At 64.2% G+C, this 21207-nt stretch carries 17 protein-coding genes, 1 tRNA gene and 1 pseudogene; 11 read left to right on the forward strand and 8 right to left on the reverse strand.

Annotation, left to right across the window (positions count from 1 at the left end; all coding sequences use genetic code 11):
- Positions 1 to 49 precede the first annotated feature (49 nt).
- Both ABEG21_RS01600 and ABEG21_RS01605 read right to left on the reverse strand, forming a co-directional pair.
- Entirely contained in the window at positions 50 to 412 is a 363-nt protein-coding gene (locus tag ABEG21_RS01600) for a thioredoxin family protein (protein ID WP_347556570.1), read from the reverse strand.
- Positions 399 to 2210 carry a DNA-processing protein DprA gene (locus ABEG21_RS01605; protein WP_347555551.1) on the reverse strand — a complete coding sequence of 604 codons (1812 nt, stop codon included), beginning with the start codon at positions 2208 to 2210 and terminating at the stop codon, positions 399 to 401. Before ABEG21_RS01605 ends, ABEG21_RS01600 begins: the two co-directional genes overlap by 14 nt.
- 314 nt (positions 2211 to 2524) lie before the next feature.
- Here ABEG21_RS01605 and def point away from each other — a divergent pair, with 314 nt between their 5' ends.
- From def to ABEG21_RS01650, 9 genes are all read left to right on the forward strand, one after another.
- On the forward strand, positions 2525 to 3028 hold the full coding sequence (def, locus tag ABEG21_RS01610; protein ID WP_347555552.1) for a peptide deformylase: 504 nt from the start codon (positions 2525 to 2527) through the stop codon (positions 3026 to 3028).
- A 133-nt stretch (positions 3029 to 3161) separates the two neighbouring features.
- The gene (gene fmt / locus ABEG21_RS01615) at positions 3162 to 4181 is read left to right on the forward strand and encodes a methionyl-tRNA formyltransferase (protein WP_347556571.1); all 1020 of its coding nucleotides are present in this window, start codon (positions 3162 to 3164) and stop codon (positions 4179 to 4181) included.
- 111 nt (positions 4182 to 4292) lie between these two features.
- Entirely contained in the window at positions 4293 to 5015 is a 723-nt protein-coding gene (locus ABEG21_RS01620; protein WP_347555553.1) for a LysE family translocator, read from the forward strand.
- Between the two features lie 188 nt (positions 5016 to 5203).
- Positions 5204 to 6064: a zinc metalloprotease HtpX gene (htpX, locus tag ABEG21_RS01625; RefSeq protein ID WP_347555554.1), complete on the forward strand. Its 861-nt coding sequence runs from the start codon at positions 5204 to 5206 to the stop codon at positions 6062 to 6064.
- 516 nt (positions 6065 to 6580) lie between these two features.
- Positions 6581 to 8029, forward strand: coding sequence for a 16S rRNA (cytosine(967)-C(5))-methyltransferase RsmB (gene rsmB / locus ABEG21_RS01630; RefSeq protein WP_347556572.1), 1449 nt, complete (start codon positions 6581 to 6583; stop codon positions 8027 to 8029).
- 200 nt (positions 8030 to 8229) lie between these two features.
- Positions 8230 to 8787, forward strand: coding sequence for a DUF4390 domain-containing protein (locus ABEG21_RS01635; RefSeq protein ID WP_347556573.1), 558 nt, complete (start codon positions 8230 to 8232; stop codon positions 8785 to 8787).
- Positions 8777 to 11386 carry a PAS domain-containing sensor histidine kinase gene (locus ABEG21_RS01640; protein WP_347555555.1) on the forward strand — a complete coding sequence of 870 codons (2610 nt, stop codon included), beginning with the start codon at positions 8777 to 8779 and terminating at the stop codon, positions 11384 to 11386. Before ABEG21_RS01635 ends, ABEG21_RS01640 begins: the two co-directional genes overlap by 11 nt.
- A complete protein-coding gene (locus tag ABEG21_RS01645) occupies positions 11387 to 12193 on the forward strand; it encodes a response regulator (RefSeq protein WP_347555556.1) in 807 nt (268 codons plus the stop codon).
- Between the two features lie 117 nt (positions 12194 to 12310).
- A tRNA-Phe gene (locus ABEG21_RS01650) sits at positions 12311 to 12386 on the forward strand.
- A gap of 95 nt (positions 12387 to 12481) precedes the next feature.
- Here ABEG21_RS01650 and ABEG21_RS01655 read toward each other — a convergent pair.
- From ABEG21_RS01655 to surE, 6 genes and pseudogenes are all read right to left on the reverse strand, one after another.
- Complete coding sequence (locus ABEG21_RS01655) at positions 12482 to 14503, reverse strand: ATP-binding protein (protein WP_347556574.1); 2022 nt, start codon at positions 14501 to 14503, stop codon at positions 12482 to 12484.
- A 39-nt stretch (positions 14504 to 14542) separates the two neighbouring features.
- A pseudogene (locus ABEG21_RS01660) lies at positions 14543 to 15409 on the reverse strand (PAS domain S-box protein); the annotation flags it as partial.
- A gap of 86 nt (positions 15410 to 15495) precedes the next feature.
- Positions 15496 to 16506 (reverse strand): capsular polysaccharide synthesis protein, encoded by a 1011-nt coding sequence (locus ABEG21_RS01665; RefSeq protein WP_347555557.1) that lies wholly within the window; start codon positions 16504 to 16506, stop codon positions 15496 to 15498.
- 12 nt (positions 16507 to 16518) lie between these two features.
- Entirely contained in the window at positions 16519 to 17037 is a 519-nt protein-coding gene (locus tag ABEG21_RS01670) for a DUF4123 domain-containing protein (protein ID WP_347555558.1), read from the reverse strand.
- Between the two features lie 117 nt (positions 17038 to 17154).
- Positions 17155 to 18399, reverse strand: a complete 1245-nt coding sequence (gene argE / locus ABEG21_RS01675) for an acetylornithine deacetylase (RefSeq protein ID WP_347555559.1) — start codon at positions 18397 to 18399, stop codon at positions 17155 to 17157.
- Positions 18396 to 19289, reverse strand: a complete 894-nt coding sequence (gene surE, locus ABEG21_RS01680) for a 5'/3'-nucleotidase SurE (protein WP_347555560.1) — start codon at positions 19287 to 19289, stop codon at positions 18396 to 18398. Before surE ends, argE begins: the two co-directional genes overlap by 4 nt.
- A gap of 346 nt (positions 19290 to 19635) precedes the next feature.
- On the opposite strand from surE, the gene ABEG21_RS01685 reads away from it, so the two are divergent.
- On the forward strand, positions 19636 to 20556 hold the full coding sequence (locus tag ABEG21_RS01685; RefSeq protein WP_347555561.1) for a 7-cyano-7-deazaguanine synthase: 921 nt from the start codon (positions 19636 to 19638) through the stop codon (positions 20554 to 20556).
- Positions 20553 to 21185 (forward strand): 7-carboxy-7-deazaguanine synthase, encoded by a 633-nt coding sequence (gene queE / locus ABEG21_RS01690; protein ID WP_347555562.1) that lies wholly within the window; start codon positions 20553 to 20555, stop codon positions 21183 to 21185. Before ABEG21_RS01685 ends, queE begins: the two co-directional genes overlap by 4 nt.
- Positions 21186 to 21207 lie beyond the last annotated feature (22 nt).

The raw sequence follows: 21207 nt of genomic DNA on the forward strand, positions 1-21207 counted from the left end.
CGGAGACCGCGCCGGGAGGCCCGCCGCGTCGCGCCGCCGGCGCCCGTTTTCAGGCTTCCAGGGCGGCGCGCAACAGCGGCTCGGCGCCATTTCCCGGCAACTGCGGCACTTCGTTCAATAGCCGTTCGAGGATACCGCGTTGCGGCAGCAGCGTTCCGGCGAAACGCGTCGTGACCGCGTCTTCAATCACGATCGTGGGGAAATTCTCCACATCGAATACATCCACGCGGTCCGCCTGGTTCTCTACGTCGACCCACAAGAAACAATACTGCGGGAACTGGCGTGCCAGTTCCGTGAACACATCGCGGTATTCTCGGCACGAACCACACCATTGCGCGCAAAGGCAGGCCACTAAGGCCGCGCCGTCGTCGAGCCGCTTGCGGATCGACGACTCGTCGTCAGGGTTGTCCAGGTCGAATAACACGCTCGTCTGCCTCGGTCTCTCGTGGGGCGGAATCTGCCGCCGACTCTACCACGTTTCCCGTGGACGCCCGAATTGGCCCCTTGACCGTTCCTCGGGCGTACTCCTCGCTCAACGTTGATTTCAGCACGTTCCTCGGCATCGTGCGCGGTACCCGAGCCTGCAGGCGCGTGAAGCGTCCGCCGACGCTGGAGACCAGGCCATCGATCTCATAGGCGGCGAGGCGCGCGGCTACCGTGCTGGCGGGCAGGCCCGTGCGTGCGCAGACCACATCGAGGGCGACGGCGTCGTGTCCCAATGCGACGAGGACCAGTTCTTCCTCTGGCGCATCAGGGGGCGCATGGACGTGCGCGGCGTGGGGCGGACGCGCTTGCGCGACGGATGCCGGCACGGTCGATGCGCCGAGCCGTGTCGTCGCGCGCGCCGGCACGAGGGACGTGGCCGCCGTGCCGGAGGCGGGTGCTGGTGCTGGTGCTGGTGCGGCGTCCGAGGCTGAGGTCGCCAGGGTGTTGCCCGGTTGGCTGTCCGCTGCGGCGTGCGGCGGCAGACCGTCGAGGATATCGTCGACGGTCTCTACGAGCGTCGCTCCGTCCTTAATCAGCGCATGGCATCCTCGCGCTTGCGGGGAAAAGATCGACCCTGGGAGGGCGAAGACCTCGCGGCCCAGTTCGTTCGCCAGCCGCGCCGTGATCAGGGAGCCAGACCGCAGCGCCGCCTCGACGACCACGACACCCTGCGCCAATGCGGCGATCAGCCGATTGCGCTGCGGAAAATGCGCGGCTTTCGGCGGCGTGCCCAGCGGCCATTCCGACAGGATCGCCCCGTGTCGGGCGATGGCATCCCGTAAGGCCGTATTCGATGCGGGGTAGGTCTGATCGATCCCTGTCCCGATCACCGCGATGGTGCTCGCGTCCCGCGACGCGGGTTCGTCTGAGCGGGTATCGAAGGGCGGACACCCGTTCGGAATCGCGGGCTGGCCGAGGGCCGTTCGGTCCTGCGTGGGGCGATGCGACCTGCGGGACAAGGCCGCCCGATGCGCGGCGGCATCGATCCCGTCCGCCAGTCCAGAAACGATCGACCAGCCGCGCCCGGCCAGCTCGGCAGCGAGGAAAGCGGCCGATTCATATCCTTGGGCGGTTGCGCGTCGACTGCCGACGATCGCGAGCATCGGGCGATGCACCCATTCGATCGCCCCTTGTAGATAGAGCACTGGCGGCGGATCGTCCAAATGGCGTAGGCGCGTGGGGTAATGGTGGTCCAGCAAGGTCAATAGATGCCGATTCGGCACACGCAACCACTCGCGTAGCGCCGCCACGCGGGTCTTACCGTACTGTCCCTGCTCCTGCGCCTCCGAGAGGAGATCCATTGGCGGTTCGCGTCGATACGATGAGGGTAGTCCGTTCCGTGCAAGCCATTCCCGCGCGAAATCCGCGGCCGCGGCGCAGCGTAAAGCGATCGCCTGTGCACTGCTGTCACCCGCTTCGCCCGTTCCACGTGCGCTGTCGTCATCGGGCGGTTCCGGAGCTTTTTCGCCGGGCAGTGCCAGTAGTCGACGGCAGTCCACCGCAAATGCGCGCCGATGTTGCAGCGTGAGCGCCGCGACATCGAGCCAGGCGGCGAGCTGAACGTCGCTCGTGTGATGGGCGACCGCATCGTGGGGCGCGATTGCGGTCTGGTCTGTGTCGATGCGAGGGATTCGCGTGCATTCGAGCGAGTCCGGACGCCAGCCATTCCCGAATGCCGGATCCGTTCGATTCGGGGCCGAGGGTGATCGTGGTTCTCTGCGCATCAGGATCGCCCCTTGGTGACACTGATGGCTTTTCGGCGATGTCGATTTCGCTTTAGCGGTGTCGTGTTTCCTTTGCGCCACGGGACCGGGGGATGCTGGGCGGCATGATGCTCGCAGACCGCGTCCCCCCTAGGCCTGTTGCATGAATGCGACGGGCGGCATGGTAAACTGAATGATTCGAAAGGCGAGCAAAAAGCGCGCACCGCGGTCTGTATCAAGGTCTGAATAACGCGATAGTTGACGCGGGGCCACAGACCGTCCAATACGGAGTCGATAGACCGGCCGGTGAAGGCGTTGCTGAGGCAGATGACATCATGGCGTTGTTGAATATATTGAAATACCCGGACAAGCGACTGCACAAAGTGGCGAAGCCGGTTGCGGTCGTCGACGACCGGATCAAGACTCTCGCCCGCGATATGGCCGAGACGATGTACGACGCGCCGGGCGTCGGCTTGGCGGCGACGCAGATCGACGTGCACGAGCGGGTCATTACGATCGACGTCTCCGAGGCGCGTGACGACCTCCTCGTGCTGATCAATCCCGAAATTGTTTGGGCGAGCGACGAACGCAAACTGAACGAAGAGGGTTGTCTGTCCGTTCCCGGCATCTATGACAATGTCGAGCGTGCGGAACGCGTGCGCGTGAAGGCGTTGGACGAAAACGGCCAATTGCGTGAGATCGAAGCAGAAGGTCTCCTGGCCATTTGCATCCAGCACGAGATGGATCACCTGCTCGGCAAGGTCTTTGTCGAGTATCTGTCGCCGATGAAGCAGAATCGGGTTCGCACCAAGTTGAAGAAGCAGGCCGCGAACGCCTGACGTCACGCTCGCGTGTTCCCTGGGCGATGTGCCCGTTTTACGTTGCCCGGATGCCTGTTCCATGTCTCAAACGTCTCCTTCCCTCGCTTCAGGGGATGTCGGTCAAGTGCCGACGTCCGGCTCTCCGAAGGCAATGGCCTTGGGTGGCGCCGTTGCGGCCGGCACGCGTGCGTTGCGCGTGATCTTTGCCGGGACGCCCGAATTCGCGGCGCAAGCGCTGGCTGCCATTTGCGACGCGGGCTTTGTCGTGCCGCTCGTGTTGACGCAGCCGGATCGTCCCGCCGGACGCGGCATGAAGTTGAGTCCCAGCGCCGTGAAGCGCGAAGCACTGGCGCGTGGCGTGCCAGTGGCGCAGCCGACGTCGTTGCGACTCGATGGCCGTTATCCCGACGAAGCCGCGTCTGCCGAAGCACTGCTGCGCGAGACGCCGCACGATGTCATGGTGGTTGCGGCCTACGGCTTGATCCTCCCGCAATGGGTATTGGACCTGCCGCCGCATGGCTGCATCAATATTCACGCCTCGCTGCTGCCGCGATGGCGCGGCGCGGCGCCCATTCAGCGCGCGATCGAAGCGGGCGATGCCGAGACCGGCGTCACATTGATGCAGATGGACGCGGGGCTCGATACCGGCGCGATGATCTCGGGCGTCACTGTGCCGATCGGGCCGCGTACCACGACCGCGCTGCTCCACGATGCCTTGGCCGACGCCGGTGCGGCCGCCATTGTCGCGGCCTTGATCGCGTTGGAGCGGGACGGACACTTGGCGGCGACGCCCCAGCCCGAGGCGGGGGTGACCTACGCCGAGAAGATCGCGAAGACGGAAAGTGCCCTGGATTGGCGGAAGGACGCTCATGCGCTGACCCGCCAGATCCTTGCCTTTGATCCCTTTCCGGGCGCCTCTACGGTACGCGATGGGGCGACGCTGAAAGTGTGGTCCGCCGAACCTGCGGCGCGCCCCGCCGAAAGCGCAACCGCACTGCCGGGCACCGTCCTACAGTCGGACGCCTCAGGGGTGGTCGTTGCGTGCGGTGCCCAACAGGCGCTGCGATTGCTGGCCTGCCAGAAGCCCGGCGGCAAACGCTTGGGAATTCGCGAATTTCTCACGGGGTTTCCAATCTCCATCGGTCAGCGATTCGAAGTCGACCCATCGTAAGCGACGCTGCCACGTCACGGTAGTCAGCCGAATGGCTGAATTGCCGCGCCGTCGGGCACGTCGTAGAATTGCATTGACCAGCCGGCTTTGCGCTGCGTCCGTGGAGGTTTCATGTTCGGCATCACCCATTTCTCATTGTTTGTTCTTTCATGCATCGCCTTGTCGGTGACGCCGGGGCCGGACTCCGCTTTCATCGTCGCGCGGAGCGTCAGCGACGGCCAGCGCGCCGGGCTGGCGTCCGCGCTCGGGATCATCACCGGTTGCTGTGTCCATCTGTCGCTGACGGTGCTGGGACTCGCGGCGTTGCTAGCGGCATCGGTGCAAGCCTTCACAATCGTCAAGTGGGTCGGTGCGGCCTACTTGATCTGGTTGGGCATCCGCATGTTGATCACGCGTCAGGCCGCGCGAGCTAGCGCGACCACATCGGCGTCGCCGACCGCCGATACGCGCCGCGGCGCGGCCGAACTGATGAGCGTCGGTGCGACGTCCCCTGCCTCGCCGGCGGTTGCCGACCGCGGCGCGGCTGTCTCGGTGCGGCGACTTTTCTGGCAAGGCTTCGTGACGAATCTGTTGAATCCGAAGGTCGTGCTGTTCTTCGTCGCCTTCTTCCCCCAGTTTGTCGAGCCAGGGCTGGGCGACAAGCGTCTTGCCTTTCTGGCGCTCGGCCTCGTCTTTATTTCGATATCGCTGGTGTGGAATACGGGGCTGGCGGTCGTGGCCGGCAGTTTGACGCGTCGCGTCGAGGCAAATCCGCAAATCAAGCGCTGGGTCGATCGCGCCGTCGGCAGCCTATTTGTTGGATTGGGCGTGCGCCTGGCATTGGTCACGCGCTGAGCAGTCCCAGGCCGACGCCGTTCATCTGCTCCCGGTCGCGCGATCGGCAGGATTGAAATTTTCCGTTTCGTCCATATCTAACAATAACCTTACAATGACGGAGCCGGATGTCGGTGATAGGCAGGTTTGTGCCTGTCCTGCCGACACGGCAGCGAGCGCCCGCGGGGCGTGAATTTCGGAGCGGAACCATGTTCAACTGGGTGAAGACGGCCGCATTGATGGCGGGCATCACGGCGCTATTCGTCGTGGTGGGCGGCTTGATCGGCGGGCAGCGCGGCATGGCGATTGCCGTCGTGATTGCCTTGGGGATGAATTTCTTCTCATATTGGTTCTCGGACTCCATGGTGTTGCGCATGTACAACGCCCAGGAGGTCGATGAATCGACGGCCCCGCAGTTCTATCGGATGGTCCGCGAGCTGGCGAGTCGCGCACAGCTGCCGATGCCCCGCGTCTATCTGATTAACGAGGATGCGCCAAACGCCTTCGCCACCGGGCGTAATCCCGAGCATGCGGCGGTAGCGGCGACCACGGGCATCCTGCGCGTGCTATCCGAGCGGGAGATGCGCGGGGTCATGGCGCATGAGTTGGCGCACGTGAAGCATCGGGACATCCTGATTTCGACGATTTCCGCGACGATGGCGGGCGCGATCTCGGCGTTGGCCAATTTCGCGATGTTCTTCGGGGGGCGGGACGAACAGGGGCGGCCGGCGAACCCGATCGCCTCGATCGCGGTGGCCATCCTCGCGCCGATCGCGGCGTCGTTGATTCAAATGGCCATCTCACGTGCCCGTGAATTCGAGGCCGACCGGGGCGGTGCGGAAATTTCCGGCGATCCGACGGCGTTGGCATCGGCGCTCGAAAAGATCCATCACTACGCTAGTGGCGTGCCGTTCCAGACCGCCGAAGCGCATCCGGCGACGGCACAAATGATGATCATGAATCCGCTGTCCGGTAGCTCCGTAGCGAAGCTTTTCTCGACGCATCCCGCGACCGAAGAGCGGGTCGCGAAGTTGATGCATATGGCGCAGACGGGTCAATATCCCGCCTGAGATCGCTGGTCGATAACTCGGACTGGCGACGTGGTCTCAGCAGGTCGGGGGTACGGGTGTCGGGGACCGGAGTAGAATGCGCGGTTTCAGCATCATAGATCGCGGCTCCCGATGACCGAACGTTCTCCCGCCTCGCCACGACCTGCACGTAAGACGCTTGGTGTCCGGTCCGACCGGCTCGCCGACGCAAACAAAGCAGATCGCGGCGGCCCTAGCCGGTCGTCCAAGCCTGGCACGTCAAGCCAAGGACGGCCCGGTGGCCCGCGTAGGCCTGGCGCAACGACCGCGCCGCCGCGTGGGGCTGGCGCTGCCCCTGCAGCCGGTCAATCCGCCAGGAGCGGCGATTCGCATGCCACGAGCAAGCCGAACGTTTCTGGCGTGTCGCCTCCTTTTCGTAAGCCGAGCGCCGCTGGCAAGCCGAGTGTCTCAGGTAAGCCAAACGCCGCAGGCAAGCCGCGCGCTGCGGCGCAATCGCCTGCGTCCAAACGCCCCCATGCTCCCGCCGCGGTGCCGCAGATGGAAGTGCGGCAAGTTCACGCGCAAGGCTTGCCGGCAGATTCGCTGGCATTCGCGCTCGATGTCGCCGCCAGTGCGGTAGGTGCCGTACGGCAGGGCGTCGCCTTGCCCGCAGCGCTCCAGGCGGCATTTCAGGCCCGGGGCGATGTGTCGGCACGATCGAGCGCATCGACCGAGCACGCGACAGGCGATTGGCGCGGGGCATCGCAGGACATCGCGTATCGGTCCATCCGCGCTTTGGGTCTCACCGACGCCTTGATTGCCGAGATGGTCTCGAAACCGCCTGCGCCATCGGTGCGAGATCTACTAACGTGTGCGCTGACCTTATTGGTCGCCGCCGTCGAGACCAGTACGCCGACGTCGACGAGCGACGCGTCGCAGAGCGCGACGGAAGCCGATGCGGCGCCGCACGCCGCTCCCGCGCTTCGCGCCGCGCCCTATGCCGCGCATACCGTCGTCGATCAGGCGGTTCGCGCGGCCGCGGCTGCGGAGGACACGCTTTTTGCGCGCGGGATGGTCAATGCCGTGTTGCGCACCTTCCTTCGCGAGGCAGAGTCCCTTCTGCAGCGCCTAGCGAATCAGCCGGTCGCCCGATGGCGCTATCCGGAATGGTGGATCGATGCGGTGCGACGCGCCTGGCCGACTAAGTGGGAGGCCATCCTCGAGGCTGGAAACAAAGCCGCGCCGATGACCCTTCGCGTCAATGCACGCCATGCGACACCGGAAACGTATCTCCATACGCTGACCGAAGCCGGCATACCCGCGTTCACCGTGGAACCGTGTGGGGTGCGTTTGGCGCGGGCATTGCCGGTTGGCCGTTTGCCAGGCTTTGCGCAAGGGATTGTTTCCGTGCAGGATGCAGGGGCACAGCAAGCGGCGCTGCTGCTGGATGTCAAAGACGGGATGCGTGTACTGGATGCTTGCGCGGCACCGGGCGGCAAGACCGGTCATCTGCTGGAGTTGGCCGACATTTCGTTGGTCGCGCTGGAAAGCGATGCGAGTCGCGCGCCACGCATCACCGAGAATCTGCAACGGCTTGGGCTTCAGGCCGATGTCCGTATCGGGGATGCCGCCCGTCTCGACGATTGGTGGGATGGCGAGCCCTTCGATCGCGTCTTGGCCGATGTGCCATGTTCGGCATCGGGGATCGTGCGTCGGCATCCGGATATTCGCTGGTTGCGTCGCTCGACCGATATCGCGGCCCTGGTCCAGACGCAGCGTCGCATCCTGAACGCATTATGGAAGACCGTGGCATCGGGCGGCGAGTTGCTCTATGTCACGTGTTCGATTTTCCCGGAGGAAGGCGAGGAGCAGGCACGTTGGTTTGAAGGCGCCTGCCAAGATGCGGTACGATTGGATGCCCCCGGGCAGTTGACGCCGCATGTCGCGGCATCCGGGGCCGACGCGGATCATGACGGTTTTTTCTACGCTCGTTTTCGAAAACGGTGACTTTTTTCCGCGTTCTCCTTCGTCAAGCGCGCGGCGCTTGGGCTGCCCTCGCGGCACTGCCCGCGCGCTCGCCTACCGCGCAATCCGGCGCTTCGGTGCCGACAACGGCGCCGGCATCGTCACGTCCGGACCCGGTGGCGATGTCGTTCGCGCGTCGGCGCTGGCTGGGTCGCGCCGTGCCGTTTCTCGCGTCCGCGTCGATGGTATGGGTGCTCGGTTTCACCGTGGTCGTGCCGGCATCGGCGCATGCGGCCGGCATCTCCGTCCAGCGCGCCTCGCTGCAAGCCGAGGCGACCGATGGCTGGAACCTCGATGCGCGCTTCGATTTCACGTTGAACAATAGCCTGTCGGATGCGGTCAGCAAGGGCATTCCGCTGTATTTCCGTACCGAGTTCACGTTGACGCGCCCGCGCTGGTATTGGTTCGACGATCAAGCGATCAACGTCACGCAGACCGTGCGACTGTCGTTCCAACCGCTGACGCGCGAATACCGGGTCTCCACCACCGGCGGCAGCCTGTACCTGTCGCTGCCGACCTTGGACCAGGCGCTCTCCGTTATCAAGCATGTGGTTGCCTGGCGTGTAATCGACCCACGGGCTATCTCGCCGGGCGAGCATTACGTCGCCGCGGTCAAGATGGAACTGGATATCTCGCAGATGCCGAAGCCTTTCCAGATCGACGCGGTGAACAACAGCGACTGGAACCTGTCCTCGGACTGGTCACGCTTCGATTTCAGTACGGCCGACCATGAAAAGTAGCGTCGATCTCCGTGCGGTGCTGGTCCGGGTCCTGGTCACGACGGTTGCGTTGACGGCCACGTTGCTGCTCGTGCTGCTGGCGCTGGCGAGCGCGAACACCGAATTTTTCGATCGCTACTATTCCTGGCTCTACACGGCCAACGTCGCGGTCGCTTTCGTGTTCCTCGTCGTGACGGCGGCGCTGGTCGGCCTGATCGTCGTGCGTCTGCGGCAAGGCAAGTTCGGCACCCGGCTTTTGGCGAAGATCGCGATCTTTTTCGCCTTGGTCGGGGTGCTTCCGGGCGGAATCATCTATCTGGTGTCGTTGCAATTCGCGTCGCGCAGTATCGAATCCTGGTTCGACGTCAACGTCGAGACGGCGCTGGATTCCGGCCTCGCCCTGGGACGCGGGATGTTGGACAACTCCCTCAGCGACCTTCAGGCGAAGGGTCGCACGATGGCGGATCAGTTGGCATCGGCCGGTGAATCGAATACGACGCTGACGCTGCTGCGCCTGCGCGATCAGTTCGCGATCCAGCAGGCGCAGGTGATCTCCCGCAGCGTGCCGATGTCGACGTCGACGCCGATGCTTACGCAGCAGCTGCAGTTGTCGCAGCCGCTCTCCCTGCATTACACGCAGCAGCCCAATCTGCGGATTCTGGCCGAAGCGAACCAGACCATCCAGCCGCCGCGCGTCGATGAACTTCCGAACCAACAGATGCTGGCGGTGGTGGCCAGCGGCAAGGTCTACGCCGCGACCGAAGGCGATATCGATGCCGTGAGCGAGAAGGGCGTGCTGCGGATGCGCGTACTGATGCGCATCCCGTATTACCAGCATCAGGCGCAAGGCGACGAACGCTATCTGCAATTGATCCAACCGGTCTCTCCCTCTCTGGCGCGCAATGCCGAAGCGGTGCAGCGGGCCTACCGCGAATATCAGGAAAAAGCGCTGGGCCGTACCGGGCTGCGCAAGATGTATATCGGAACGCTGACCTTGGCGCTGTTCCTCGCCACCTTCATCGGCATCATGTTGGCGCTGGTATTGGGGAATCAGCTGGCGCGCCCGCTGTTCCTGCTCGCCCGGGGAACCGAGGAAGTGGCGCGCGGCGACTACACGCCCAAACGCGAGATCAAATCGAACGATGAGCTGGGCTTCCTCACGCAGATGTTCAATGCAATGACGCGACAGCTGTCCGAGGCGCAGGGCGCCGTGGAAGCCAATCGTCTCGCGTTGGAAGAGTCGAAGGCCTATCTCGAAAGTATCCTGGCCAATTTGACCGCGGGCGTGTTCGTATTCGATTGGCAGTTCCGCTTGACGACGGCGAACCCCGGGGCGGATCGGATCTTCCGTAAGCCGTTCCAGGAACAACTGCGCAAGACACTATTCGAGATCGAAGGTCTCTCCGATTTCGGCATCATGGTGCGCAAGGCGTTTGCCGATCGTGAAGCGGCCGATCGCGTCGCGGTCGAGCGCGACGACGGACACCATGGACACGATGGCGATACGGCAATGCGCGATGCCGATGCGCCGCATCTGCAGGCAGGTGAAGTCGACGGCCTGACCCCGGACGCGACGGCCGCGGCGTTATCGATGGCCGCCGGAACGGATCGACCACGCGTCGGCATGGACCCGCGCGGGCCGGTCGGACACTGGCAGCAGCAGTTCGCGATACCGGTCGCCGGCGAGAGCGAGCCGTTGACGCTGCTGGTCCGCGGTACGCGGCTATTGAGCGCACTGGGCAATGCGGCGACCGCCGGCTATGTCGTCGTGTTCGACGATATCTCCGATGTCATCTCGGCGCAGCGTTCGGTGGCATGGGGTGAGGTCGCCCGGCGTCTGGCGCATGAGATCAAGAATCCGCTGACCCCTATTCAATTGTCGGCCGAGCGCTTGCAGATGAAGCTGTCGCCGAAGCTGGAGCAGGCCGATGCCGATGTCCTGAAGCGCGGTGCCACGACGATCGTGAATCAGGTCGCCGCGATGAAGCGGATGGTGGACGACTTCCGGGAATACGCCCGTACGCCACCGGCAGTGTTGCAACCGCTTCAATTGAACGATCTGGTTGCCGAAGTAATGACGCTATATGGCGTCGATGACGGCAAAGGAACGATCGCCGTGTCTTTGGAGCAGTTGCCTGCTATAAAGGGCGATGCAACGCAGCTTCGGCAAGTGATTCATAATCTATTGCAGAACGCGCAGGATGCGGTGGCCGATGTGACGCGACCGCAAGTCACGATCGAGACGCGACCGGTAGAATATGGTGATGCGGACGAGGATGGCAAACGCAGGATGGCCGTACGACTTGCAGTCTCGGATAACGGCCCCGGTTTTCCCGCCCGTATTCTGACCCGTGCGTTCGAACCGTATGTCACGACGAAGGCGAAGGGCACGGGTCTGGGCCTGGCGATGGTCAAGAAGATCGTCGACGAGCATGGCGGCCGTATCGATATTCGCAATCGCGGTCGGATGGGGCAAGACGGTGTGGCAGGTGCTCAGGTGTCGATCCTGTTCCTGCAACTGGAGGATGCCGCGACTGACCCCAAGCATCATGGGCAGCAAGGTAGTGAGGATGGGCATGCATCGCAGGCGAAAGCAATTGCGCATACAAAGGTAGGGTAAATGGCAACCATTCTGGTAGTGGATGACGAAATGGGTATCCGGGAGTTGCTCTCGGAGATTCTCGGTGACGAAGGTCATGCGGTGGAGCAAGCCGAGAATGCACAGCAAGCACGTTTGTATCGGCAAAAGTCTGCGCCGGACCTCGTGCTGCTGGACATCTGGATGCCCGATACGGACGGCGTGACGTTGCTGAAAGAGTGGGCGGCGCAAGGGCAGTTGACGATGCCGGTCATCATGATGTCTGGTCATGCAACGATCGATACGGCGGTGGAAGCGACGAAGATTGGTGCGCTGAACTTCCTCGAAAAGCCGATCGCGCTGCAGAAGCTGCTGAAGGCGGTGGAGCAGGGCTTGGCCCGTGGTGCAGCGCCGGCGCCCGCGCCGGTTGCGGCCCCTGCGGCGGCGCCCGCTGTACCGTCCTTTGCCGCGGCGACGCCGTCTTATGCGCCCGCGGCGCCAACGCCGGCAACGTCTTCGTTGTCGAGCAATGGCGCGAGCCATACGCTGTCGGGTAGCGCGGCACCGGCGCCTGTTGGCGGTAACGGCATCTCGGCGGGCGCACCGCTGTTGCACGGCGAGCCGCTGACGCCGCAGCAGACGCGGCTGGCGGCGATGACATTCGATATTCCGCTACGTGAGGCGCGCGACGCGTTCGAACGGGCGTATTTCGAATATCATCTGGCGCGCGAAAACGGCAGCATGACGCGCGTGGCGGAAAAGACCGGGCTGGAACGCACGCACTTGTATCGCAAGATGCGCCATCTCGGCGTGGACCTGTCGCGCAACAAGAGCGGCAACCAGGACTGAGCCGACCGTTCTTTGGTGGCAGACCCGACGTAAAGCACGTCGGCCGCCGCTAAGTGAAATAGTCCGTCGAAAGTCCTTGACGATTCTCAGTGTTGCGCATATAATCTTTTCTCTCGTGGCCTGGTAGCTCAGTTGGTAGAGCAGCGGATTGAAAATCCGCGTGTCGGTGGTTCGATTCCGCCCCAGGCCACCACAGAATTTCTGATGCTGCTTTTAACGGGCAAAAGACAAAACGGCGACTCCTTTCGGAGCCGCCGTTTTTGTTTTGGCGGTGCAATCTGTGCAGGCTCAGCCCTTCGCGCTCGTTCCCACCATTTCGCGGATGCGCGCGGCCAGGGCTTCGACGGTGAACGGTTTGGTCATGACTTGCATGCCCGGCTCGAGGTGGCCGTTGCCGATCACCGAGTTCTCCGCATACCCGGTAATGAACAACACTTGCAGGTCGGGCCGCGTCTGGCGTCCCGCGTCGGCCATCTGACGGCCGTTCATACCGCCCGGCAGACCGACATCGCTGACCAGAAGATCGATGCGAACATTCGATTGCAGCAGCTTCAGCCCGGACGCGCTGTCTGCCGCTTCGATCACCGTATAGCCCAGATCGTCGAGGACATCGGTGATCAACATGCGGATGCTCGGCTCATCGTCGACGATCAACACCGTCTCGCCCGCTTCCGCGCCTTCGATCGGCTCGTCCGTCGAGACGACGGCATCTTCCACGACGTCGCCGTACAGTCGCGGCAGATAGATGCAGACGGTCGTGCCCTGGCCGACTTCCGAATAGATCCGTACCTGGCCGCCAGACTGTTTCGCGAATCCATAGATCATCGACAAGCCCAGGCCGGTGCCCTGGCCGATCGGTTTGGTCGTGAAGAAGGGGTCGAAGGCCTTGGCCATGACATCGGGCGTCATGCCGGTGCCGGTATCGGTCACGCAGAGTGACAGGTACTGGCCTTCGGGCATGTCGTGCGTCTGTGCCGCGTTGCGATCGAGCCATTTATTGGCGGTCTCGATCGTGATCCGCCCGCCGTTCGGCATGGCATCGCGTGCATTGATGCAGAGGTTCAGCAGCGCGTTTTCAAGCTGACCGGCATCGACCAGCGCCGGCCACAGGGCGGTGGCGCCCACGGCTTCGATGGCGATGCCGGGCCCGACCGTCCGTTGAATCAGATCGGTCATGCCGTTGACCAGCGCGTTGACGTCGGTCGGCCTCGGGTCGAGTGTCTGCCGGCGCGAGAAGGCCAGCAGCCGATGTGTCAAAGCCGCCGCGCGTCGTACCGCGCCCTGTGCCGCGACGACGTATTTGTCGACGTCGGCGACGCGACCCTGGCTCAAGCGGATCTGCAGCATCTGCAAGGAGCCCGAAATGCCTGCAAGCAGATTGTTGAAGTCGTGCGCGAGGCCGCCGGTCAAATGCCCGACAGCTTCCATTTTCTGCGACTGCCGCAGTTGTTCTTCCGCGTGCATCAGCTCGGCCGTGCGCTCGGCCACACGCTGCTCCAGCGTTTCATTCAACGCGCGCAACGAGGCGGCGGCGCGATCGCGCTCCTCCTCCACGGCACGTCTTTCGCCAACATCGAGCAAGACGCCGGGGAAGCGCAACGGTGTCCCGTCGGGACCATGATCGACGCGGCCATTGGCTTCGATCCAGTGATATTGCTCGTCGTCGCGCCGTTTGACGCGATATTGATGCGCATACGGGCCACCCTGGCGGATCGCCTTTTCGATCGCTTTTTCCAGGCCATCGATGTCGTCAGGGTGTACTCTCGCGGTGATCTGCGCCTGGCTGAGTCCAGTGCGACCAAGGGCGGGGTCCAAGCCGAAAGCATGGGCGAACGCTTCGTCCACGCTGAAGCGATCGTTCGGGAGATCCCAGAACCAGGTGCCGATGATCGCGCCGGCGGAGAGCGCCAGCTTGACCCGTTCGATATTCTCGCGGGCAATCGCCTCGCTGGCCCGCAGCGCTTCCTCCGAGGCCTTGCGCGCCGAGATGTCGCGGAACAGCACCGATACTTGCCGCGCGCTTTGCGGCTCGACGCGCACGGCGGAGACCTCGATATGCCGTCCGGCCGTTTTGAAGTACCGCTCGAAACGGATCGGGCGACCGGTGTGCAGGACGCTGCCGTAGAGCTCGATCCATCGGTCGGCTTCGACGGGATCGATCTGCCGCAAGGTCTTGCCGAGCACGCCGCCCAGACCGGTATGCCGCTCATAGCCGGCATTGACTTCGATATGCTTGTAGTCGGTCAGCGGGCCATGCGGGCCGTCGAAGAACTCGATGATGCAGAAGCCTTCGTCGATCGAATCGAACAGCGTCCGGTAGCGCGTTTCGGCGACGTCGAGCGCGCGTGCCGCGGTATGTTCGGTGGTCCGGTCGCGCAGCACTTTGACATAGCCGCGATGCTGTCCGGCGCTGTCGCGCAGCGGCGAGATCTCACCGCTGGCCCAGAATCGATCGCCGCCGCGCTTGATATGCCAACGCTCGCCCTTGCTATGTCCCGAGCCGATCGCCTCAGCCATCTCGCGCTCCGGCGCGCCCGATGCCCGGTCCTCCTCTGTGAAAATCGTCGCGAGCGGCGCGCCGATCATCTCGTCCTCGCTCCAGTCGAAGACCGATGTCGCGCCGGCGCTCCAGTCGGTGATCCGCCCCGCGATGTCGGTGACGATGATCGCGTAGTCGCTGGCACTGTCGACGATCGCACGGTGCCGTGCCTGTTCGACTGTTGCCGACAAGGCCGCGCGACGCAGCTCAAGCGCCGCCATGGTCTGTCGCGCCAGCGTGCGCAGTGCTTGCTCCTGGACCGCGTCGAGCGTGTGCGGTGTCTGATCGAGTACACAGAGCGTGCCGATCGGCAGGCCATCGGGAGTTTTCAGCAGCGCGCCGGCGTAGAAGCGCAGGTGCGGGTCGCCGATCACCAGCGGATTGCAGTCGAAGCGCGGATCCTGCGTGGCGTCGGAGACGGTCAGGAAGTCCTCTTCGAGCAGTGCTTTGGCGCAGAAGGAACTTTCGAGGGGCGTGCTGCGGACTCCGAGTCCGACTTCCGCCTTGAAGAATTGGCGCCCGTCGGCGATGAAGTTCACCACGGCCATCGGGGTCCGGCAGATCGCCGCGGCGACGCTCGCGATTTCGTCGAAGGCCTGTTCGCGTGGGGTGTCCAACACGTCGTAGCGTGCGAGAGCGGCAAGGCGTCGCGCCTCGAAATCGATTGCGTCTGTCATTTATGTGAATAGTATTTCAGGCAAGGCGCCTGAGCGACGAGTGCGTCGACTTATCAAGTGTACTGGGCAATGCGCGCGGCGGTGGGTCATCGCAACAACTGACCGATGATGGAGGCCGGATGCACCTCGCCGCGTTGCAAACGTGCCTCCAACGGACGCCATAACAGCCCGATCAGCTTCGTCAGGCGCGCGGCGACGGGCTGACGTCCCTCCGTCGTCTCGCAAAGCCAGGCGCTGACGCGTTCCGGCGCCCAGCCTCGCGAATGCGCCTCCAGGAAAGCATCGAGTTCCGCCGGCATCAGCGCCAGGCGATAATCGGCGCGATGGTCGGCGTGGGTATTCGCGTCGGCCGCGACATCGACATCGGCGTGGCCCACCGCCTGGCGTAACGCATATTGCGCTGCAGCATGGCAGGCGAAGTAGTCCGCCGCGTAACTGAAACCTTGCAATAGCGCGTTCAACGGCAGGTCGTCCGATACCAGCGCGGCCACGTCAGCCTGACCTTCCGCCTGCAGTATTCGATCGAAGGTGGCGAACCAGTGCCGGATGAAAGCGCTCTCGCGAGGCGCGGCGAGAAACCAGTTTTCCAGCATCGGAAACGCCGCATCCTGCGTACGCTCCCGATTGTAATAACCGATCAGATCAGGCTGATGCCGTGCGGCCAGCACGTCGATGAAGTGCAGGGGCGCGTGTAGCACGGTGCTCGCATCCATCCAGACGCCGCCAAAGCGCGCCAGCACCGCCAGCCTTACCCAGTCGGACTGCACTTGCGGCGTCCATCGCGCAAAGCCCGGCGGCGGTGACGCCATGTCGGCAGGCAAGGCATCCGGGCGCAGGACGGTGATTCGTGCCTCGGGGTGATGGTCGCGCCAGCTGGTCAAGCAAGCACGCACGACGAGCGGCAATGCTGCGTCGTCCCAATAGGTCCAGAACAGCGGCGGAATCGGTCGCGGCGCGCGCGGCGGGGCGTTATCGCGCTCGGACGACCAGAGCAGCAGCGGCACCGTCTGCGCGCTGGCCGCGGACGCCGGCGTGTTGACGGTCGTCGCGCCGGCAACGCGCGCCGAGGGCGGCTGAGGGGGCTGAGCCGTCGACATCGTCCGAGCCTCTCAGCTGTGATCGGTGGGCGGCGTTTCCACGGCATGCACCACGGTCAGTGCGCCATCGCGGTAGACCAGCCATTCATGCGCCGGCGCGAAGAACTCCGCGCGTTGGTTCGGCAGCAAGGACTTCGCCAGATCCAGCAAGCAGGTGGGATCGTAGTATCGCAAAAGGGAAATGGAGCCGTCCGGCAGCGCGACGTCGAGGCGCGAGGTCAGGTCTTCCAGCAAGTCGTCGAATGCGCGGACGCTGATCAGCCAGACCATGCCGATGGCCGTCTCGCCCAGTTGCTGCAACAGCGCCAGATTGGGGGCCGACACCTGATCGATCTTCAGCAGCCAAGGACCGGCATCGGCGATCGTCGTATCGACCGTGCGATCAAATAAGGCGACGCTCCCCGCATCATGTGCCGGCACGCTGCCGGTCACTTCCTGCACGCTGGTACCGGCCACCAGCGCGTACAGGCAAAACGCGCGAGGCTCGCGGGAATACAGGTCGAACAGGCGCTGATTTATCGCGTCTAGCATGTCTCGAGAGTCGTGGGCAGGCAAGAGGGGCAGGGCGGTACGGTATGCACCGCCTCACCTTGGCGCGACGGAGGATGCGGCATGTTTAAAGCCTTATCCTTCCAATGTAGCACACCGTCAGTCCTGCGCCAGCCCGCTTGCCAGCCGTTGCAGAAACAGGCAACAGGCTTCCAATTGCGAGACCGCGATGAACTCGTCGGCCTTGTGGGCCTGGTCGATCGAGCCGGGGCCGCAAATCAGCGTCGGCACGCCGATCTCCTGGTACAGCCCGCCCTCGGTGCCGAACGCGACCGTGTGATCGGCCAGGTCCGCCAAACCCAATGCGTGCGAACACAATGTCTTCAGGTGTCGCGCAGGCGCATCGTCGTCGTTGCGCAGGCCGGGGTAGGCCGACATCTGCGTGAAGGCGATATCGGCGCCATCGTAGGTCGCCTGCATCTCGGCGAGCACCTGCTTCAGTGCGTAGGCTTTCAAGGCGGCGACGTGCGTATCGGCACTATCCTGCGGCAGATAACGAATCTCGAAATCGAAGTCGCATTGATCCGGCACGACGTTGACCGCCACGCCGCCGCGGATCGTGCCAGTCTGGATCGTCGAATAGGGCGGCGAGAAGGCGTCGTCGAACGGACCGTCGCGCCGGATGCCGCTGCCGATGCCGCGCAGATGCGCGACCAGCTCCGCCGCGTATTCGATGGCGTTGACGCCCTTCTCGGGCTGGGACGAATGGCCGGCGAGTCCGCGCACGCCGCAGCGATAGCTGTGCTTGCCTTTATGCGCCATTGCCACTTGCATGCTGGTGGGTTCGCCGATGACGCAGCCGATCGGTTTCGCGTCGTCCTCGGCCAATTGCGCGAGCAGATCGCGGATGCCGACGCAGCCGATCTCCTCGTCATAGCTGACGGCGATATGCAGCGGGATCGCTTTCAGCGTGCGTTTGAAGAAGGGCACGCAGGCCAGCACGCAGGCGATATAACCCTTCATGTCGGCGGTGCCACGCCCCACCAGCAAGCCATCGCGTTCGACCATCTTGAAAGGATCGCTGGTCCAGGGCTGACCCGTCACCGGGACGACATCGGCGTGCCCGGAGAGGCAGATGCCGCCGCGGTCGCTCGGGCCGATCGTCGCGTACAGATTCGCACGCGTCCCGTCGGCGTGATGCACGAGGCGACTGACGATGCCGTGATCGTCGAGATAGGAGCGGATGTACTCGATCAGATCGAGATTCGGCTGTCGGCTGACGGTGGGAAACGCGATCAGATCGCGCAGGATCTGCTTTGCGCGGTCGGCGATCTCGCCGGTGCCAACCGCGGCCGACATTGCCGTGTCGGCGTGATCGAGGGAAGCGTGCTGAGAGAGGCTCATTGCGGTACCGAGGCGTTATCGTTGAAACCGGACGTCTGCCCTTCGGCAAACGCATGGCGCAGTTGATCGAGCGCCGCGCTATCGGTGCGTTCGAAGCGCAGCGGCGTGACCGAGACATAGCCGTCGAGCACGGCCGCCGTCTCGCTATCGGGAATCGCGTCCGCGCCGTCGCGGCGGAAGCGCAGCCAGTAATACGGCACGCCGCGCGGATCCTGCTTCGCGTCCACTTCCATGCTGCGCACCAGGCCGGCGCCCTGGCGCGTTAGACGAATGCCCTTCGCCTGTTCCGGCGGCACGGCAGGAAAATTGACGTTCAGACAGACGCCCGGCTGCACCGGCGAGGCCAGCAGTCGACGGACGACATCGGCGCCCAATTGCCGCGCCGTTTCCCAATTCAGCGGGTTCGGTTGCCGATAGGTCTGGCTCATGGCGATGGCGCGCTGGCCCAGCAGCGTCGCCGTCATCGCCGCGCCGACGGTCCCGGAAAACACCGTCTCCACGCCCAGATTGCCGCCGCGATTGACGCCCGATAGCACCAGGTCCGGTGTGGCATCGCCCATCAGCGCCTGCGCCATGACGACGCAATCCCCTGGCGTGCCCGTCACGCCGAAGCGCCGTTCGCCGCGTGGGATGGCGCGTAGCGGTCCGTGCAGACTGACCGAATGGGAGGTGCCGCTCTGATCCGTCTCCGGCGCCACGATCCAGACTTCTTCGGCGATTTGCGCGGCGATCTCGGCCATGACTTCCAGGCCCGGCGCGTCGATGCCGTCGTCGTTCGTCAGCAGCACGCACTTCAGGCGAGGCGCCGGCGACGGGGCGCGCGCGTTTGCCGGGTCGGATTGCCTGGCGACGACGGGGGAGGAGGGGGAGGGGACTGACGTATCGGGCATGGGACCAGCCTTATCGGGAAGAGGGACGATGCAAGAAGCGATACAGCGCAACGTCAGGTCGTGCACGGGTGATCAGCCGCATTCCCGCGCCGTGTCCGGAGCGTTGTGTCGGCATTTTACCGCAGCGGCGCGGCCATCCGTCCGCCATCGCGCGCTAAACATTTGAAATCAGCCAGGATTTCCCTATAATTATGGGTTCGCTTCCCGCTCCACGCCTCTCGAACGTCCCGTATCGCCCGTCGATTCGCGGCGACATTGCCGGGCCCGTTTTCGCCTGCCTCTGCCTGCGTTTGCTGATTTTCCGCCGCGGCGGATCGGGTCCTGGACTGCACGCACACCGATACCCATGCCGAACACCGAGACTGCTCCCGCCCCGCGCCCGTCCGCTGCGCCTACGTCGGCCACGCGCCCCGTCCGCGGCACCGACGGCCTTGTCGGCGAAGGCGCCCTGGTGCTGTTTTCGGGCGGCCAGGACTCGGCCACGTGTCTGGCGTGGGCGTTGCAGCGATTCGCGCGGGTCGAGACGATCGGCTTCGACTATGGTCAACGCCATAAGATCGAGCTGACCTGCCGCGACGCGTTTCGCGCGCAATTGCTCGCGGCGGGGGTGCGGGAAGATCGCGCGGACGCCGCCCTGTCCGATGTCGCGGACGGCGCGCTCGCCCAAGACGCCTTGGGCGCCGACGCGCCGTTCGCCGCGTGGTCCGGCCGCCTGGGCGCCGACCACATGATCGATCTGTCGCTGCTCGGACAGATCAGCGACACCGCGATGACGCGCGAGATCGAGATCGCCATGCGCGACGACGGTTTGCCAAACACCTTCGTCCCGGGGCGCAATCTGCTGTTCCTGACCGTGGCGGCGACCGTCGCTTATCGGCGCGGGCTGCGCGTGCTGGTGGGCGGCATGTGCGAGACCGATTATTCGGGCTATCCGGACTGTCGCGACGACACCTTGAAGGCGCTGCAAGTGGCCTTGAATCTGGGCATGGACCGCCGGATGGTGCTGCAAACGCCGCTGATGTGGCTCGATAAGGCAGCTACATGGGGGCTGGCGGAGCAAATGGGCGGCGCGACCCTGGTCGATCTGGTGCGCGATCATACGCATACCTGCTACGTCGGCGATCGGACGCATTTCCATCCCTGGGGCTATGGCTGCGGCGCATGCCCGGCCTGCCATCTGCGCGCGAATGGGTATGCCGCGTATCGGGGCGAATCGCAGGATCCGTCGGCACCGCAGGCATCGGCCGTAACAGAGGCCAAAAAATGACGTATTCGGTCAAAGAGATTTTCTACACCTTGCAGGGCGAGGGCGCGAACGCCGGCCGTCCCGCGGTGTTCTGCCGTTTTTCCGGCTGCAATCTATGGACCGGTCGCGAAGCCGATCGCGCCGATGCGGTCTGCCAGTTTTGCGATACCGATTTCGTCGGCACCGATGGCGAGAACGGTGGCAAGTACCGGACGCCGGCCGAGCTGGTGGCGCAGGTGCTCAGTCTCTGGCCCGACGATGCGGCGCACCGTTTCATCGTCTGCACGGGCGGTGAGCCGCTGCTGCAACTGGACGCGCCGCTGATCGCGGCCTTGCATGAGGCCGGATTCACGATCGCGATCGAAACCAATGGCACGCTGCCGGTGCCGGAGGGGATCGATTGGGTCTGCGTCAGCCCGAAGATGGGATCGACCTTGGTCGTTACGCGCGGCGACGAGCTGAAGGTCGTGATCCCGCAGCAGAATCAAGCGCTCGACTACTACGCCACGCTGGACTTCCGCTATTTCCTTGTCCAACCGATGGATGGTCCGTCGCGCGATATCAATACGCGCCTGGCCATCGATTGGTGCAAGCGACATCCGAAATGGTGGCTGTCGATGCAAACGCACAAATACTTGAATATCGCCTGAGCGCTCTTTGCCCAGGACATGA

Origin of the sequence: Robbsia sp. KACC 23696 (assembly GCF_039852015.1) — a bacterium.
Classification (GTDB): domain Bacteria; phylum Pseudomonadota; class Gammaproteobacteria; order Burkholderiales; family Burkholderiaceae; genus Robbsia.

What these genes read in the sequence shown, in the direction of transcription:
- ABEG21_RS01605 (WP_347555551.1), bottom strand. Translation starts at nt 2,210, where the DNA reads ATGCGCAGAGAACCACGATCACCCTCGGCCCCGAATCGAACGGATCCG.
- def (WP_347555552.1), top strand. Translation starts at nt 2,525, where the DNA reads ATGGCGTTGTTGAATATATTGAAATACCCGGACAAGCGACTGCACAAA.
- fmt (WP_347556571.1), top strand. Translation starts at nt 3,162, where the DNA reads ATGGCCTTGGGTGGCGCCGTTGCGGCCGGCACGCGTGCGTTGCGCGTG.
- ABEG21_RS01620 (WP_347555553.1), top strand. Translation starts at nt 4,293, where the DNA reads ATGTTCGGCATCACCCATTTCTCATTGTTTGTTCTTTCATGCATCGCC.
- htpX (WP_347555554.1), top strand. Translation starts at nt 5,204, where the DNA reads ATGTTCAACTGGGTGAAGACGGCCGCATTGATGGCGGGCATCACGGCG.
- rsmB (WP_347556572.1), top strand. Translation starts at nt 6,581, where the DNA reads ATGGAAGTGCGGCAAGTTCACGCGCAAGGCTTGCCGGCAGATTCGCTG.
- ABEG21_RS01635 (WP_347556573.1), top strand. Translation starts at nt 8,230, where the DNA reads ATGGTATGGGTGCTCGGTTTCACCGTGGTCGTGCCGGCATCGGCGCAT.
- ABEG21_RS01640 (WP_347555555.1), top strand. Translation starts at nt 8,777, where the DNA reads ATGAAAAGTAGCGTCGATCTCCGTGCGGTGCTGGTCCGGGTCCTGGTC.
- ABEG21_RS01645 (WP_347555556.1), top strand. Translation starts at nt 11,387, where the DNA reads ATGGCAACCATTCTGGTAGTGGATGACGAAATGGGTATCCGGGAGTTG.
- ABEG21_RS01665 (WP_347555557.1), bottom strand. Translation starts at nt 16,506, where the DNA reads ATGTCGACGGCTCAGCCCCCTCAGCCGCCCTCGGCGCGCGTTGCCGGC.
- ABEG21_RS01670 (WP_347555558.1), bottom strand. Translation starts at nt 17,037, where the DNA reads ATGCTAGACGCGATAAATCAGCGCCTGTTCGACCTGTATTCCCGCGAG.
- argE (WP_347555559.1), bottom strand. Translation starts at nt 18,399, where the DNA reads ATGAGCCTCTCTCAGCACGCTTCCCTCGATCACGCCGACACGGCAATG.
- surE (WP_347555560.1), bottom strand. Translation starts at nt 19,289, where the DNA reads ATGCCCGATACGTCAGTCCCCTCCCCCTCCTCCCCCGTCGTCGCCAGG.
- ABEG21_RS01685 (WP_347555561.1), top strand. Translation starts at nt 19,636, where the DNA reads ATGCCGAACACCGAGACTGCTCCCGCCCCGCGCCCGTCCGCTGCGCCT.
- queE (WP_347555562.1), top strand. Translation starts at nt 20,553, where the DNA reads ATGACGTATTCGGTCAAAGAGATTTTCTACACCTTGCAGGGCGAGGGC.